This is a genomic window from Fusobacterium sp. DD2 (assembly GCF_018205345.1).
Taxonomy (GTDB): Bacteria; Fusobacteriota; Fusobacteriia; order Fusobacteriales; family Fusobacteriaceae; genus Fusobacterium_A.
This window is the reverse complement of record NZ_JADRHM010000015.1, coordinates 1-16909: the sequence shown is the minus strand read 5'-3', so window position 1 is coordinate 16909 and position 16909 is coordinate 1. Positions and strand designations below refer to the sequence as shown.

At 30.4% G+C, this 16909-nt stretch carries 21 protein-coding genes; 18 read left to right on the top strand and 3 right to left on the bottom strand.

Annotated elements, in window-relative coordinates; all coding sequences use genetic code 11:
- The first annotated feature begins 10 nt into the window (after positions 1-10).
- From cbiT to nagA, 17 genes are all read left to right on the top strand, one after another.
- Positions 11-586, top strand: a complete 576-nt coding sequence (cbiT, locus tag IX290_RS03805; protein ID WP_211491890.1) for a precorrin-6Y C5,15-methyltransferase (decarboxylating) subunit CbiT — start codon at positions 11-13, stop codon at positions 584-586.
- Positions 587-1315: a precorrin-2 C(20)-methyltransferase gene (cobI, locus tag IX290_RS03800; protein ID WP_211491889.1), complete on the top strand. Its 729-nt coding sequence runs from the start codon at positions 587-589 to the stop codon at positions 1313-1315.
- Positions 1294-2052: a precorrin-4 C(11)-methyltransferase gene (cobM, locus tag IX290_RS03795; protein WP_211491888.1), complete on the top strand. Its 759-nt coding sequence runs from the start codon at positions 1294-1296 to the stop codon at positions 2050-2052. The genes cobI and cobM overlap by 22 nt, the downstream gene beginning before the upstream one ends.
- 1 nt (position 2053) lies before the next feature.
- Positions 2054-3040, top strand: coding sequence for a cobalt-precorrin 5A hydrolase (gene cbiG, locus IX290_RS03790; RefSeq protein WP_211491887.1), 987 nt, complete (start codon positions 2054-2056; stop codon positions 3038-3040).
- The gene (gene cobJ / locus IX290_RS03785) at positions 3033-3764 is read left to right on the top strand and encodes a precorrin-3B C(17)-methyltransferase (protein WP_211491886.1); all 732 of its coding nucleotides are present in this window, start codon (positions 3033-3035) and stop codon (positions 3762-3764) included. The genes cbiG and cobJ overlap by 8 nt, the downstream gene beginning before the upstream one ends.
- Positions 3761-4516: a cobalt-precorrin-6A reductase gene (locus IX290_RS03780; protein WP_211491885.1), complete on the top strand. Its 756-nt coding sequence runs from the start codon at positions 3761-3763 to the stop codon at positions 4514-4516. The genes cobJ and IX290_RS03780 overlap by 4 nt, the downstream gene beginning before the upstream one ends.
- A 137-nt stretch (positions 4517-4653) precedes the next feature.
- Complete coding sequence (locus tag IX290_RS03775; protein WP_211491884.1) at positions 4654-5844, top strand: pyridoxal phosphate-dependent aminotransferase; 1191 nt, start codon at positions 4654-4656, stop codon at positions 5842-5844.
- 26 nt (positions 5845-5870) lie between these two features.
- A complete protein-coding gene (locus IX290_RS03770) occupies positions 5871-6527 on the top strand; it encodes a GTP pyrophosphokinase family protein (RefSeq protein WP_211491883.1) in 657 nt (218 codons plus the stop codon).
- 317 nt (positions 6528-6844) lie between these two features.
- Entirely contained in the window at positions 6845-7555 is a 711-nt protein-coding gene (locus IX290_RS03765) for an amino acid ABC transporter permease (RefSeq protein WP_211491882.1), read from the top strand.
- Positions 7548-8276: an amino acid ABC transporter ATP-binding protein gene (locus tag IX290_RS03760; protein WP_211491881.1), complete on the top strand. Its 729-nt coding sequence runs from the start codon at positions 7548-7550 to the stop codon at positions 8274-8276. The genes IX290_RS03765 and IX290_RS03760 overlap by 8 nt, the downstream gene beginning before the upstream one ends.
- 27 nt (positions 8277-8303) lie before the next feature.
- The gene (locus IX290_RS03755) at positions 8304-9029 is read left to right on the top strand and encodes a basic amino acid ABC transporter substrate-binding protein (RefSeq protein WP_211491880.1); all 726 of its coding nucleotides are present in this window, start codon (positions 8304-8306) and stop codon (positions 9027-9029) included.
- A gap of 70 nt (positions 9030-9099) precedes the next feature.
- Complete coding sequence (locus tag IX290_RS11620) at positions 9100-9462, top strand: 2-phosphosulfolactate phosphatase (RefSeq protein ID WP_249168839.1); 363 nt, start codon at positions 9100-9102, stop codon at positions 9460-9462.
- Positions 9463-9488: 26 nt separating this feature from the next.
- A complete protein-coding gene (locus IX290_RS11615) occupies positions 9489-9812 on the top strand; it encodes a 2-phosphosulfolactate phosphatase (protein ID WP_349290740.1) in 324 nt (107 codons plus the stop codon).
- Positions 9813-9935: 123 nt separating this feature from the next.
- Positions 9936-10847 carry a TIGR01212 family radical SAM protein gene (locus IX290_RS03745; RefSeq protein WP_211491879.1) on the top strand — a complete coding sequence of 304 codons (912 nt, stop codon included), beginning with the start codon at positions 9936-9938 and terminating at the stop codon, positions 10845-10847.
- Positions 10848-10850: 3 nt separating this feature from the next.
- Positions 10851-11705, top strand: a complete 855-nt coding sequence (locus IX290_RS03740; protein WP_211491878.1) for a MurR/RpiR family transcriptional regulator — start codon at positions 10851-10853, stop codon at positions 11703-11705.
- A 30-nt stretch (positions 11706-11735) separates the two neighbouring features.
- The gene (nagB, locus tag IX290_RS03735) at positions 11736-12563 is read left to right on the top strand and encodes a glucosamine-6-phosphate deaminase (RefSeq protein ID WP_211491877.1); all 828 of its coding nucleotides are present in this window, start codon (positions 11736-11738) and stop codon (positions 12561-12563) included.
- Between the two features lie 12 nt (positions 12564-12575).
- Complete coding sequence (nagA, locus tag IX290_RS03730) at positions 12576-13715, top strand: N-acetylglucosamine-6-phosphate deacetylase (protein WP_211491876.1); 1140 nt, start codon at positions 12576-12578, stop codon at positions 13713-13715.
- Positions 13716-14082: 367 nt separating this feature from the next.
- On the opposite strand, the gene IX290_RS03725 is transcribed toward nagA, so the two are convergent.
- On the bottom strand, positions 14083-15072 hold the full coding sequence (locus tag IX290_RS03725) for a tyrosine-type recombinase/integrase (RefSeq protein WP_211491875.1): 990 nt from the start codon (positions 15070-15072) through the stop codon (positions 14083-14085).
- A gap of 38 nt (positions 15073-15110) precedes the next feature.
- Positions 15111-15791, bottom strand: coding sequence for a pseudouridine synthase (locus IX290_RS03720; RefSeq protein WP_211491874.1), 681 nt, complete (start codon positions 15789-15791; stop codon positions 15111-15113).
- Between the two features lie 131 nt (positions 15792-15922).
- On the opposite strand from IX290_RS03720, the gene IX290_RS03715 reads away from it, so the two are divergent.
- Complete coding sequence (locus IX290_RS03715) at positions 15923-16471, top strand: hypothetical protein (RefSeq protein ID WP_211491873.1); 549 nt, start codon at positions 15923-15925, stop codon at positions 16469-16471.
- Positions 16472-16679: 208 nt separating this feature from the next.
- Here the strand turns inward: IX290_RS03715 and IX290_RS03710 are convergent, their stop codons facing one another.
- On the bottom strand, positions 16680-16805 hold the full coding sequence (locus tag IX290_RS03710) for a DeoR family transcriptional regulator (protein WP_211491872.1): 126 nt from the start codon (positions 16803-16805) through the stop codon (positions 16680-16682).
- Positions 16806-16909: the final 104 nt, after the last annotated feature.

Genomic DNA, 16909 nt, shown 5'->3' with positions numbered 1-16909 from the left:
TGGTGTAAAAATGCATATATATGATAAAGATTTTGTACAAAGAGAATTACCTATGACAAAACAGGAGATAAGAGCTATAACTGTAGCAAAACTTCAGTTAAGACCAGATTCAGTTTTAGTAGATGTTGGAGCAGGAACTGGTACAATTGGAATAGAAGCTGCAACATATATTCCAAATGGTAAAGTTATAGGTATTGAAAAAGAGGAAAAAGGATTAAATATTATAAAGGAAAATGTGGCTAAAATTGGAGTTACAAACTATGAACTTATCCATGGTAGAGCACCTGAAGATATACCTGATATAGCTTATGACAGAATGTTTATAGGTGGGTCTACTGGAAGCATGAAAGAGATAGTTAAACACTTTATGGAACATGCAAAGGATAACAGCAGACTTGTTATAAATACTATAACATTAGAGAGTCTAAATGAGAGCATGGAAATACTTAAATCTTTTGCTTTTGCAGATATTGAAGTAGTAAATGTGATGGTTTCACGAGGAAAAAAAGTAGGAAAATACACTATGATGTATGGTGAAAATCCGATTTATATAATAACAGCAATTAAACAAGGAGGAAATAAATAAATGAGTAACAAATTTTATGGAATAGGAGTAGGGGTAGGAGACCCTGAACAATTAACAGTAAAGGCAATTAATATTTTAAAGAAACTAGATGTAGTAATCGTTCCAGAAGCTAAAAAAGATGAAGGAAGTACTGCTTATGAAATTTCAAAAGAGTATTTAAAACCAGGTGTAGACTTAGTATTCATGGAATTCCCAATGCTAAAGAACCCATTAGATAGAGTAGAAGGAAGAAAAGCTAATACAAGAGTTGTAGAAAAATTATTAGATGAAGGAAAAAATGTTGGATTCTTAACTATTGGAGATTCAATGACATACAGTACATATGTATATATCCTTGAAAATCTTCAAGACAAATATAAAAAACAAGTTGAAACAGTTCCTGGTATATCTTCATTTGCAGATATGTCTTCAAGATTTAACTTCCCAATCGTTATGGGAGACGAGTCACTTAAAATAGTTTCTATAAATGAAAATACAGATATAGAAAAAGAATTAAATGACACAGATAACATCGTATTTATGAAAGTCAGCAGAAACTTTGATAAATTAAAAGAAGCATTAGCAAAAACTGGAAATATGAACAATGTAATAATGGTATCTAACAGTGGTAAAGATACAGAAAAAGTATTCTATGATATTTCAAATTTAACTAAGGAAGATATCCCATATTTCACAACTATGATATTTAAAAAAGGAGGATTCGAAGAATGGAAAAAGTTTTCTTTATAGGAGCAGGACCTGGGGATCCAGAATTAATAACAATAAAAGGACAAAGAATAGTTAAAGAAGCTGACATTATTATATATGCAGGTTCATTAGTTCCTAGACAAGTTATCGACTGTCACAAAGAGGGAGCAGAAATATATAACTCAGCATCTATGACTCTTGAAGAGGTAATGGATGTAACAATAAAAGGAATCAGAGCAGGGAAGAAAGTAGCTAGAGTTCATACAGGAGACCCAGCTATATTTGGTGCTCATAGAGAACAAATGGATATCCTGGATGAAAATGGAATAGAATATGAAGTAATTCCAGGAGTAAGCTCATTTTTAGCATCTGCTGCAGCTGTAAAAAAAGAATTTACACTTCCATCAGTATCACAAACTGTTATTTGTACTAGACTAGAAGGAAGAACTCCAGTTCCAGAAAATGAATCATTAGAAAGCCTTGCTAAACACAGAGCATCAATGGCTATATTTTTATCAGTTCATATGATAGGAGATGTTGTAAAAAGACTTGGAACATCTTATCCTATGACTACTCCAATTGCTGTTGTACAAAGAGCTACATGGGAAGACCAAAAAATAGTTATTGGTACTCTAGAAACAATTGAACAAAAAGTAAAAGAAGCTGGAATAACTAAAACTGCTCAAATTCTTGTTGGAGATTTTTTAGGAGATAAATACGAAAAATCTAAATTATATGATAAAACATTTACTCATGAGTTTAGAAAAGGAATAAAATAAGATGAAAATAGCTATATGGAGTGTTACACGGGGAGCTGGGAGAGTAGCTTATAGATTAGGAAGTGAAATTTCAGCAGATATATATACACTTAAGAAATTTGAAATTAATAATACTTTACAGATAGATAACTTTACAGATGAATTGGGAAAACAGTTTAATAGATATGATGCACATATATTTATTATGGCAACAGGGATTGTAATTAGAAAGATTGCACCTTTAATCAAAAGTAAAGATGTGGATCCAGCTGTTGTAGTTATAGATGAACAGGAGAGATTTGTAATATCTCTTCTCTCTGGTCATCTAGGTGGAGCAAATGAATTGGCATCAGATTTAGCTCAGCAGTTTTCACTTTTACCAATAATTACAACAAGTTCTGATATAACTGGAAAGATAGCTATTGATACTCTATCTCAGAAAATGAACTGTGAAATGGAGAATTTGGAAAAAGCTAAGAATATCACATCTTTAATAGTTGATAATAAAAAAGTAGATATACTGCTTCCTAAAAATGTTACATTTGGAGAAAATGGCAATAGTGAGGGAGTTGTAATAACATCTAATAAAGAGAATATAGAAATAATGAGATTATATCCTAAAAATCTTATTTTAGGTATTGGATGTCGTAGAGGTACTTTAAAAGAGGATATCTTAAAAGCTGTAGATACACTTATGAAAAAATATAATCTCTCATATAAGAGTATACGTAAAATTGCAACAGTAGATGTTAAAGCTGATGAAATTGGCTTAATAGATGCAGCTAAAGAATTAGGACATGAACCTATTATAATAGATAGAAGTAAAATACTAACAGTAGAGAGTAATTTTAAAGGATCTGAATTTGTAAAAAAACAGATTGGTGTAACTTGTGTATCTGAACCATGTGCTTATTTAGCATCAAATAAAAATGGTAAATTTATAGAGCAAAAGTTTATTTATAATGGAATAACAATATCAATTTATGAGGAGAAGTTTGAAAATGAATAAAGGAAAAATATATGTAGTAGGTATAGGACCTGGAAATATGCAGGATATGAGTATCAGATGTTATAATACATTAAAAAATGTTGATGTAATAGCTGGATACATCACTTATATTGACTTAGTTAAAGATGAATTTAAAGATAAAGAGTTCTATGTATCAGGAATGAAAAAAGAGATAGATAGATGTGAAAAAGTATTAGAGCTTGCTAAAGAGGGAAAAACAGTTGCATTGATCAGCAGTGGAGATGCTGGAATATATGGAATGGCAGGAATAATGATAGAAGTTGCACTAGGAAGTGGAATAGATGTTGAAGTTATCCCTGGTATTACATCTTCAGTAGCTGGAGCATCATTAGTAGGAGCACCTTTAATGCATGACCAGGCTATAATAAGCTTAAGTGACCTGTTAACTGACTGGGATGTTATAACTAAGAGAATAGATAGAGCAAGTGATGCAGACTTTGTTATCTCTCTATACAATCCAAAAAGTAAAGGTAGAACTGAACAAATAGTTGAAGCAAGAGAAATTATGTTAAGACATAAAGATCCTAAGACACCTGTGGCTTTATTAAGACACGTTGGAAGAGAAGATCAAAACTATACCCTAACTAACCTTGATGAAATGTTAAATCACGAAATAGATATGTTTACAGTGGTTATAGTAGGTAACTCAAAAACATATATTAAAAATGGAAAGATGATAACACCTAGAGGATATAAGTTATGATCTGGGTCATAGGCGGAACTAAGGATTCAAGAGAGTTTTTAGAAAAAATAATAAAAACTACTCAGAATATTGTTGTAACAACTGCCACAGAGTATGGAGGAAAGTTACTGGAAAATCTGCCAGTTAAGGTAGTTTGTAAAAAGCTTACTCTTGAAATGATGGAAGAGTTTATTATGGAAAACGGTGTTGATACAGTTATAGACTTAAGTCATCCTTATGCAGCAGAGGTTTCTACCAATGCATTAAAAGCATCTCAGAATAAAAAAATAAAGTATTACAGGTTTGAAAGAGAAGAGGTTTCTTTTCTCCCTAAAAAGTATAGAAAATTTGAAACAATTGATGAATTGGTTTCTGATTTGGAAACTTTAGACGGTAATATTTTAATTACACTTGGAAGTAATAATATTCCACATTTTTCAAATATCAAGAACTTAGGTAACTGTTATTTTAGAATTTTACCTAAGTGGGATATGGTAAAAAGATGTGAGGATAATGGGATTCTGCCGAAAAATATTATAGCTATGCAAGGACCATTTACAAAAGAGATGAATATCGCAATGATTGATCAGTATGATATTAAATATCTAGTCACTAAACAGGCTGGAGCTACAGGAGGAGAAAAGGAGAAGATAGAAGCTGCTGAAGAAAAAAATGTAGAAGTTATCTATCTTACAAGACCTCAAATAATATATCCAAATCATTATAGTGATATTGATGAACTTGTAAATGTAATATCTAAAGAAATAAAATAGTGTTAAAGACTCTCTTATAGGGAGTCTTTTTTCATTTATCTAAATAAATATTTTGAATTTTTTTCTAGTATGTGATAAAATTAATGAATATCAATAAATGTATAGAAGACAATTTTGGTCTTGAGAGAGGAGAAGAAATGAATATATCAAAAAGAGCATTAGAAATGAACTTTTCTCCAATAAGAAAGTTAATTCCTCTTGCAGATGAGGCTGAAAAAAAAGGAGTAAAGGTTTATAAACTAAATATTGGACAACCTAATATAGTAACACCAGACTCATTTTTTGAAGGTCTTCATAACTATAAAGAAAAAATAGTAACTTATTCAGATTCAAAAGGAATTTTAAAACTTAGGGAAAGTTTTGTAAAAAGTTATCAAAAAAGTGGCATAGATATCAATGTTGATGATATCTTAATTACACAAGGTGGAAGTGAAGCAATATTTTTCATTTTAATGTGTATTTGTAACGAGGGAGATGAGGTATTAGTACCAGAACCTTTCTACTCAAACTACTCAAGTTTTTCTATGTTTTCAGGAGCTACTGTTAAAGCAATTCCTACTTCAATAGAAAATAATTTCCATCTGCCATCAAAAGAGGAGATTGAAAAATATATAACTCCTAAGACAAGAGCTATAATGTTTTCAAATCCAGTTAACCCAACTGGAACTGTATATACAGAAGATGAAATCCACATGATAGGTGAGATTGCAAAAGAACATGATCTGTATATAATTGCAGATGAGGTATATAGGCAATTTGTTTATGATGATACTCCTTATACTTCAGTCATGAAGATGTCAGATATAGCTGATAGAGTAATTTTAGTAGATAGTATATCTAAACACTATAGTGCATGTGGTGCAAGAATTGGTCTAATTGCAAGTAAAAATCATGAACTCATGAATTATATCTTAAAGTTCTGCCAGGCAAGACTATGTGTATCTACAATAGAACAACACGCTGCTGCAAATCTTATCAATACTATGGATAGCTATTTAGAAGATGTTAAACTGAAATATAAAAGCAGAAGGGATCTATTATATGGATATTTAAAAAGAATACCAGGAGTAGTTTGCTCTAAACCTCAAGGTGCTTTCTATATATTTGCAAAACTTCCAGTTGATAATGTGGAAAAATTTGCTAAATGGCTGTTAACTGATTACTCTTATGAAGGAAAGACAATACTTATTGCACCTGGACCTGGATTTTATTATACAGAGGGTAAAGGAATGCAAGAAGCAAGATTTTCTTTCTGCACAAATATAGATGACATAGAAAATGCAATGATAGTGTTAAGAAGAGCATTAGAAGAGTATAACAGCAAATAATGCCATAAGGAGAGTGTCTCTAAATAATGGAAATAAAAGATATTATTATTGAAAAAATCATAGACGGAGAACTGGAGAAAGATATTTTACCTCTACGTGAGATGTTTGTATTCTATGAATGTGCAATAAAAGAGATTACAACTAAATTTGAAGTATTGGCACTGGATCTTCAGGTCCATGGGACATATAACTCAATTGAAGGAATAAAAAGTCGTGTAAAAACTTTAAAGAGCATATTTACAAAAATGAAAAAGAGAAACCTTCCTATAACAGTGGAAAGTATCCAGGAAAATCTCCATGATATTGCAGGAATTCGTGTAATTACACCATTTGTTGAGGATATATACCGTCTTGTAACAAATTTTTTAAATCAGGATGATATTACTCTTATAACTATGAAAGATTATATCAAAAATCCTAAAAAGAATGGTTATAGAAGTTTACACTTAATTGTATCGATACCAATATTTCTACACGATACTAAAAAGAATATTAAAGTTGAAATACAATTTAGAACAATTGCCATGGACGCCTGGGCTACATTGGAACATAAATTGATGTATAAGAAAAATATAGATCCAGAACAGGTAGATGCAATTGAAAAAGAATTAGCAGAATGTGCTGCTTTATCATCAGAATTTGATAAGAAAATGGAAAATATTAAACATAAAGTAATGCCATAGGAATAAAAAATTATAATTATTTGACTTTTTAATCTGTATAGAGTATAATAAGGAAAATCAAGAAGAAAAGGAGAAGAGAAATGTTAAGGTCTTTAAGGATGAGGAATAGCAGAATACAATTTAATAGTATATCTAACCTTGTCACTAGAGTTGCCTAATTACTCTAATTACTTTTTTATGGAAAAGATTGGGAGTTTATTTTTGTATTCCCTTGAGCATAAAGAAAAAACATATTTATTATGTTTTATGTAATACAGACAGGTTTAGTCTGTATTTTTTTTTACAGAAATAATTAATTTTATATATAGGAGGACACAATGGAATATTTACACGTTTTAAAGGAGATATTTATTGATGGTGACAGATATAAATATATTCTTCAAGGATTAGGATTTTCAATAGGAACAACAGCATTAGCAGCAATTATAGGGATTATGCTAGGAATATTAATAGCATTGATGGAATTATCAAATTTTTATCCATTTAAACATAATAAGAAATGGAAAAATTTCAATCCACTATCTAAAATAGCTTATGGGTATGTAGATTTAATAAGAGGTACACCAGCAGTTGTACAACTTATGATAATGGCAAACCTTATATTTGTTGGAGCTTTAAGAGATACACCAATACTTGTTATAGCAGCTCTATCATTTGGTATTAACTCTGGTGCATATGTTGCAGAAATAATAAGAGCAGGTATTGAAGGACTTGATAAAGGTCAAATGGAAGCAGCAAGAGCTTTAGGAATGAACTACAAACAATCTATGAAAGAGGTAATTATTCCTCAGGCAATTAAAAAGATACTTCCAGCTCTAGTTAGTGAATTTATAACTCTTTTAAAAGAAACATCAATTGTTGGATTTATAGGTGGTGTGGATTTACTAAGATCTGCCAATATAATTACAAGCCAAACTTATAGAGGAGTTGAACCTCTACTTGCAGTTGGTCTTATATACCTTATAATGACAAGCTTATTTACTAAATTTATGAGAAAAGTTGAAAAGGGGTTGAAAGTAAGTGATTAAGATTGAAAAACTATATAAAAACTTTGAAGATTTACATGTATTAAAAGGGATATCAACAGAGGTAAAAAAAGGTGATATTATAGCTATAATAGGACCATCAGGAAGTGGTAAATCTACATTTCTAAGATGTATAAATAGACTTGAAGAACCAACAAGTGGACATATATACATAGATGAAAAGGATATTTTATCAGATGATGTAGATATCAATAAAATCCGTCAGAAAGTAGGAATGGTGTTTCAACACTTTAACCTTTTCCCACATAAAAGCGTTTTAGAAAATCTTGTAATGGCTCCAATGAAATTAAAAAATATAACTCGTGAAGCTGCTGAAAAGAAAGCTTATTATCTATTGGAGAAGGTTGGATTGAAAGAAAAAGCAAATGCCTATCCAAATCAGTTATCTGGAGGTCAAAAACAACGTATAGCAATAGCAAGAGCATTAGCTATGGAACCTGAAGTAATGCTATTTGACGAGCCAACTTCAGCACTTGACCCAGAAATGATTAAAGAGGTACTGGATGTTATGAGAGATCTAGCTAAAGAGGGAATGACAATGCTTATAGTTACTCATGAACTTGGATTTGCCAGAAACGTTGCTAACCGTGTATTCTTTATGGATAAAGGAATTATATTAGAGGATAGTACACCAGATGAACTATTTACTAACCCTAAAAATGAAAGAACTAAAGAATTTTTAAATAAAGTGCTTAATAAATAAAAATATAAAATATAAGGAGTGAAAGATATGAAAAAATTTTTAAAATCAGCTTTAATTGGAATTTTAGCTTTAACTATTTCTGTAAGTGCATTTGCAAAGAAAAAGGTATATGTTGGAACTAACGCAGAGTTTCCTCCATTTGAATATCTTGAAAATGGTAAACCTACTGGATTTGATATTGATCTTGTAGATGAAATGGGTAAATTGATGGATGTTGATATTAAAATAGTTGATATGGCTTTTGATGGATTATTACCAGCTTTACAAATGAAGAAAGTTGATCTTGTTATTGCAGGAATGACTGCTACTCCAGAAAGAGAAAAAACTGTTTCATTTACTCAACCTTACTATACTGCAAGCCAAGTTATAATCGTTAGAGAGGGAGATGACTCAGTAAAATCTTTCGATGACTTAAAAGGAAAGAAAGTTGGAGTTATGTTAGGATTTACTGGTGATATAGTTGTTAGTAAGATAGATGGTGCAAAACCTGAAAGATATAATGCAGCTTATGCTGGAATAATGGCTTTAAAAGCTAAGAAAATCGATGCAGTTGTATTAGACTCTGAACCAGCTAAGAACTTTGTTAAACAAAATGCTGGCCTTCAAATAGCTGATGCAAATAGTGCTCAGGAAGAATATGCAATAGCTATAAGAAAGAATGATAAAAAACTTATGGAACAAGTTGAAAAAGCCTTGGCAGAAATCAAAGAAAATGGAACATATGATAAACTATTAAAAAAATACTTTAATTAATACTACTAAATCTTCTATTTTCTCCCAGTTTGTGATATTATTTAGTGTAGATTAACCAGGAGGAATTAAAATGATAGTAGATGTAATTGAAACAGCTGGAAGCATAGACACAGAAGTAATTAAAGGTAAAACTGTAGTTATTATTGATGTGCTTAGAGCTACAAGTGTTATGACAACAGCACTTGCAAATGGTGTAAAGGGGATATATCCTTATAAAGATATAGAAAGTGTAATAGAAAATTCAAAAAAGGATTCAAATCCACTTCTTTGTGGTGAAAGAAAAGGACTGAAAATTGATGGATTTGACTGTGGGAACTCCCCACTTGAATACCCATCAGAAAAGGTTGCTGGAAGATATATGTATATGACTACAAGTAACGGTACAAGAGCTATTGAAAAATGTGCTGAAACTGCAGATACTATATATATATAGGAGCATTTCTAAATATTGGAAGTATAGTGGACAGATTATTAAGAGACAATAAAGATGTTGTTATTGTATGCTCTGGAACTGATGATAAGTTTTCATTTGACGATGCACTATGTGCTGGAGAGATAATTAAACGTCTATCACAGGAAGCTAATGTTAAATGTACAGATATAAGCTTAGCTCTTAAGTTTATTGCTCAGAATTCTAAAAGCATATTTACAACTTTAAAAGGATGTAAACACTTTGAATATCTTAAGTCAATAGGATTTGAAGGGGATATGGAACACTGCTTTACAATGGATAAATACACAATTGTGCCTCAATATAAAAATGGATGTATAAAAATTAAATAATTGCTAAACTGCACTGTATTCTAGGTTTTAAAAGAATATGGTGCAGTTTTTTTATTTAACTATTTCTTTTTGTAATAAAATTAGCTACAATATAATTAAAATATAAGAAGAAGAGGAAGATTAATGAATAGATATCATAGCTTAAACGACTATTTTAAAGAGACATTTGGAGAAAAGATATATAAAGTATCATTGGATGGAGGATTTACATGTCCAAATAGAGATGGGACGTTGAGTACAAAGGGGTGCATTTTCTGCAGTGAAAGAGGAAGTGGAGATTTTGCAGGTAGTAGAAGACTGAGCATTACAGAGCAGATAGATGAGCAATTAAAGCTTATTGAAAAGAAATTTCCATCTGGAAAGGTAATTGCATATTTTCAAAATTTTACAAATACATATGGTGATATTAACTATATGAAAGAGATATATAACGAAGCACTATCACATCCACGTGTTATGGGACTTGCAATAGCTACAAGACCTGATTGTATAAATGATGAAGTAATAGAGATGCTGGATGATTTTAATAAAAAGTGTTTTCTGTGGGTAGAGCTGGGATTACAGACTATAAATGAAGAGGTTGCTGAAATTATTAATAGGCACTATCCATTAGAAACTTATGATAAAGCTACTGAAAAACTAAGAGAAAAAAATATAAAATTTGTTACTCACATTATAATAGGATTGCCAGGAGAAAAGGAGGATGATCCATTAAATACAGCAAAATATGCAGAAAAAAGAGGAACTTGGGGAATAAAAATTCATTTATTGCATGTGCTTAAAGGTACGAAACTTGAGGCTTTATATAACATTGATGAAATAAAATTACAAAAAAAATCAGAATATGTGAAAAAAGTAGTTAAAATATTGAGAAATATGTCGTATAATATGGTTATACATAGACTGACAGGAGATGGAAGTAAAAAAGATCTGGTTGGCCCAATGTGGAGTGCAAATAAAAGAGATGTTTTAAATACAATAAACAAGTATTTAAAAGATAATAATATTGTTCAAGGTGATGAAGTGGGGGAATAAATAATGGGAGTAATTATCAAGATTAACACGATGAAGAGTCAACTGACATCGATTGAAAAGAGAATTGCTGAATACATTCTAAAAGATCCTGAAAGTATAAAAAATCTTAATACATATCAGGTGGCAAAAAATTGCAAAGCTAGTCAGGCTTCTATTGTGAGATTTGCAAAAAAGCTTGGATTTAAAGGATATCCTGATTTTAAGCTATCTTTAAGCCAGGATATTGGGAATAGAAAAGCAGAGTCTCATATCAATATTATTCATGAAGAGATAAAAAGTGAGGATACTTTTGAAGTAGTTGGAAAAAAGATTGCTCATGAAAATATCTTAGCAATAAATAACACTTGTGAAATTACTGACTTTAAACAGCTTGAAAATGCTGTAAAAGCCATTGCAAATGCTGATAAGATAATGATTGCAGGTGTGGGATTTTCAGGAATAGTAGCGAAAGATTTATATTATAAATTATTGGAACTTGGTAAACATGCAATTATGGAAACAGATACTCATATGCAACTAAGCTGTTTAAGCAGTATGGGAAAGAAAGATGTGCTATTTGTAATATCTCATAGTGGAAAAACTGTTGAGATGTATGATATTACAAAAGTAGCAAAAGATAGAGGAGTAAAGATAATCTCAATGACAAGTATTGTCCCTAATCCTATAAGTGATTTGGCAAATATAAAACTTGGCACTGTAGAGATGAAAAGTAACTTTAGATCTACTGCTTTATCACCAAGAATATCACAGCTTACAGTTATAGATATGATTTATATAAAATTGATGTTAGAGAATAAAAAGATGCAGGATTATATATTTAATGCCATAGACCTTGTTCAAGGATTTAAATTAAAATAAAAACATAAAAATATAGAGGAGGAAACAAAAATGAGAGTAATAATTACAGATAAAAGTGTAGGGGATTGGGCTGCAGTATATGTAGCAAGAAAGATTAACGAATTTAAACCAACTGAGGATAGACCATTTGTACTAGGACTTCCAACTGGAGGAACACCACTTGCAATGTATAGAAGATTAATTCAAATGAATAAAGATGGAATTGTTTCTTTCAAAAACGTTGTAACATTTAACATGGATGAATATGTAGGATTAACTCCAGACAATGACCAAAGCTACCACTACTATATGCATAAAAACTTCTTCGACCATATAGATATTAAAAAAGAAAATATAAATATCTTAGATGGTACAGCAAAAGATTATAAAGCTGAATGTGAAAGATATGAAGAAAAAATAAAATCTTATGGTGGAATACATCTATTCTTAGGAGGAATTGGACCAGACGGACACATAGCATTTAACGAACCTGGATCTTCATTATCTTCTAGAACTAGAGATAAAGACTTAACTATGGATACAATAATAGCTAACTCAAGATTCTTTGGTGGAGATATTAACAAAGTACCTAAATTAGCTCTAACAGTAGGAGTAGGAACTATTCTTGATGCTAAAGAAGTATTAATAATGGTAACAGGAGCTAACAAAGCAAGAGCATTACACTATGGAATTGAAGAAGGAGTAAATCACATGTGGACAATATCAGCTCTTCAACTACATAGAAACGGAATAATTGTATCTGACGAAGCAGCTTGTTCTGAATTAAAAGTTGGAACTTACAGATACTTTAAAGATATTGAAAAAAATAACCTAGATAGCGATAGATTATTAAAAGAAATCTACGATTCTAACAAATAATAAGGAGAAAATATGAGAAAAGCAATCATAAATGGGGACGTTTTCTTAGGAAATATGTTTTATGAGGGAAAAGCTTTAGTTATTAATCAAGATAAAATTGAGGATATTGTTTCTCAAGATAGATTAGATGAGGCATATCCTGGAATTGACAAAATTGATGCTGGGCATAATTATGTTGTACCTGGTTTTATAGATTTACAAATAAATGGGTGTGGAGGAATCCTTTTTAATGATGAGATTTCTATTAAAGGTGTAGAAACAATGTATAAGACAAACCTTAAATATGGATGTACATCTTTTACTCCAACTCTTATAACAACAACTGATGAAAATATTCTAAAGGCATTAGAATTAATGGAAGGTATAGATAAAAAAGAATATGGGGTATTAGGATTACATATAGAAGGACCTTATATTTCAGTTGAGAAAAAAGGAATTCACAATGAAAAATTTATAAGACCTGCAGATGATAAGATGATAGATAGAATTATTAAATCAGGTAAGGAAAATGTAAGAATATTAACTCTTGCTCCTGAAAGAACAGATGGAAGAGTTATAGCTAAACTGCATAAAGCAGGAATAAACGTAGCATTAGGACATACTAATGGAACTTATGAAGAGTTAAAAGAAAAAGAAAGCTATGGAATAACACTTGCAACTCACCTATTTAACGGAATGTCTTCATTTGCTCATAGAGCACCAGGTGCAGTAGGAACTATATTTGATAGTGATCTTTGTGCAGGAGTAATTGTTGATGGTTTCCACTCTCATTTCTCTGCAATAAAATCAGCTATTAAAATAATGGGAGAGAGATTGTATTTAGTTACAGATGCTGTATCTCCTGTTGGAACAGAGATGGAATACTTCTTCTTTGAAGGAAGAAAGGTTTATTATAAAAATGGTAAATGCTTTGGAGAAGATGGAACATTAGGTGGTTCTGCACTTACTATGGATGCAGGAGTAAGAAATCTTGTTGCTCACTGTGGAATTACTTTAGAAGAAGCAATTAGAATGGCAACTTTATATCCAGCAAAAGCAATAGGACTTGAAAATGAATATGGAAAATTACAACCAGGATGTTATGCTGACATTGTATTTTTAAATAAAGATTTACAAGTTGAAAAAGTTATTGCAAAAGGAAAAGAGGCTTAATAAAAAAGGGACTGTTAAAAAATAGTAAATAATAAAATTCACTCAGGTATAAATATTTTCTATTTATTTAGCTTACAGAAAGAAAATTTGAAACTCACTTCGTTCAGACAGTCAAATTTTCAGTACTCTGTTTCGCTTCATAAATTATGAAACTATTTCTAATATCGCGAATTTTATTTTTACAGTTTTAAAAATGTAACAGTCCCTTTAGCTTTATTTGGTAAAATTATTTGAAATAATTATTAGTAATTAAAGATTAATATTTAAAGTTCATATAATATTAATTATATCTAACTAAATTATTTAAATAATTTTTATTTGTATAATATTTATTAATTGTAGTAAATAATCAGGTAAAATTAACTATTTAATTGTCCTTATTGTGTAAATACTTAGGTATCTTATCAACTACCGAATTATCCAGTAATGATTTGGCGTTGATGTAAACCTCTGTTACCCTGGTATCGGCATGACCTAAAAAGTCCCTTATTTCCAAAATATCTGCTCCATTTGCAGATAATTCAGTTGCAATAGCATGACGGATGTTGTGAGGGCTGATTTCCTTGTTAATTACTTTACCCATATCCTGAATAATTTTATAAAGTGCCTTATAAGACAACTGAGAATTTTTTTCGTAAGAGCTTGGGAATACAAACATATCTTCCATCTCTTCTGGAGAGTAATTATACATCCCCATAACATAGTTTTTATACTCACCGATTTTTTCAACTAATATTTCATGGAGTGGTTTATACTGTTCTCTTCCACTTTTAGTCTTTTCAAGCTTTATAAAGTAATTGTTATCTCTTGACAATATATTGGAATACTTCAGTGTTATAAGCTCCTGGCTTCTCATTCCAGTATAGAAAAGAGTATAAAGTATAATAACATTTCTATAATCTTTTTCGTTATAGACTTTATAATTTTCAAATATCTCTTTTATATCCTCAAACGAGACTTTAAGGATATTATCTATATTTCTTGAAGTCTTAAATAATTTTACAAACTTAAAAGGGTTTTGAACTCCATGTTTTTCTAATTCTTTATATAGTGACTTTAACGCTGAGATAATCTTGTTTACAGATGTCTTTTTGAGATTTCTCTCATATAACAGATGGGATAGATAATCTTCTACATCCTCTTCAGTTATATCTGTCATAAGATCTATAACCTCTTCATTCTGTATAGGTTTGTCACTGTCGTATATATATAGAAGAAAATCATTTAAATAAAAGAAGTAGTCTTTTAATGTTTTAGGAGAACGATACATTTCAAAAATACTTTTCTTATTCTCTTTTCTCCTTTTCTTTCTTCTGGGTAAATCTAATCGTGTCTCTTCTTTTTTTATAATATCCATTTTATCACCTAAAAAGTCCTATTATATTAATTATAAAACTATACTATATCATAGATTTTAATTTCTTTTACCTCTCCTAACATGAGTGATTTTAGCTCTAATTTCCCAAAACTTACTCTTTTTAAATAAATTACTTTATTACCTACTGCTTCAAGCATTTTTTTCACCTGATGGAATTTTCCTTCCTTAATTGTAAGAAATATTTTTTTCTCATCAATTTTTTCTGCCTTTGCTGGCATAGTAATATAACCACCTATATCAACTCCAGCTTCAAGTTTTTTTATATCCTCTTCTGATATCTCTTTTTCAAGCTCAGCATAGTATTTTTTCTCAACGTGACTCTTAGGAGATAAAAGTTTGTGGTTCAGCTGCCCATCATTTGTTAAAAGAAGTAATCCTTCTGTATCTTTATCCAGTCTTCCAACAGGAGCTAAATCTTTTCTTATTACCCAGTCAGGTAGAAGCTCCATTACTGTTCTATCCCTTGGATCATCTACTGCAGTGATATATCCAGCTTTTTTATTTAGAATATAATATCTGAATTCTTTATATTCCAACTTTTCTCCTGCATATTTAATCTCATCATTTATCTCATCTATATTTTCTTTTGGTGAAACTATAACATTTCCATTAACTGTAATCTGTTTATCAGAAATTAGTTTTTTAACCTCTTTTCTGCTTCCAATTCCACATTCTACTAAAAATTTATCTAATCTCATATCATTGTCCTTTCTCTATTTTACCCCATTATACCATATATTTTGGACCAAATAAATGTATTTTAAGTTGAGAAATTTTGTTATTTGCGTTATAATAAATATACGTTAAGTTTAATTGAGGTGTTGTAATAATGGTAGACTTTAAAAAAGTTGATGAATATATTGAGCATATAGAGCAGGGAACGGTTCCAGAAGGTATGACATTTAATGAATTTGCTATGGACTTCTACCATGCAAGTAAAGTTATTCCAATGTCAAAATACCTAAGAAATACTGGTCACACATCAAAAATGCCTAAGATAATGAATACTAAAAAAGTCGGTGAGGTTCTTACTGATACTGAAAAGGCTGGAGATGTAGTAAAGACATTTCTTAAAAGAAAAGGTTTTGATCATATTCCTGAGCTTAATTATACTGTAGTTATGCTCGTTAGAAAAGTTGAGCTTTTAGAAAACTGGAAAAAGATAACTGCTTATCTATCAAGTGATAAGACAATAGAAGAGATCAATAACAGTACAAGATACAGACTGCTTCCAGGAGAGGTTGAAAAGCTTGAAGAGTATGTAAAAGAAGAGCTATCTTTAGATGATGAAAATTTAAACTGGTTAATCTCAAAACTGGTAAAAATCAAAGGGAATAAAGAGCTAAATAAAGCTGTTAAAAAGTTAATAAGACAATAAATAAAAGAGGCTGTGCAAATTTGTAAAAAGTATAATTCTCTAAGCTATAAATTCTTTCTATTAATATTGCTCACAGAAAGAAAATCCGAAACTCACTTCGTTCAAACAGTCGGATTTTCGTTATTCTGTTTCGCTTCATAAATTACGAAACAATTTCTAATGCCGAGAATTTTATTTTTACAGTTTTAAAAATGCACCAGCCTCTTTTCTATTTAGTTAATAATTTCAATTCCTTTTTTAAAGCATCAAAATCTCTTCTAATTGACTCTAATGACACTTCAAATATTTCTACAAGTTCTGAAGTTTTAACACCTTCCATTTGGTCTATTAACATCTTTTGTAAAAGCTTTTGTGATATCTCTTGTGGGTAGTAATATTGAGCAGGTTTTATAATTTTGTGTTGTTTTAAGTACGCGAAATGTCAAAAAAACCACGTGA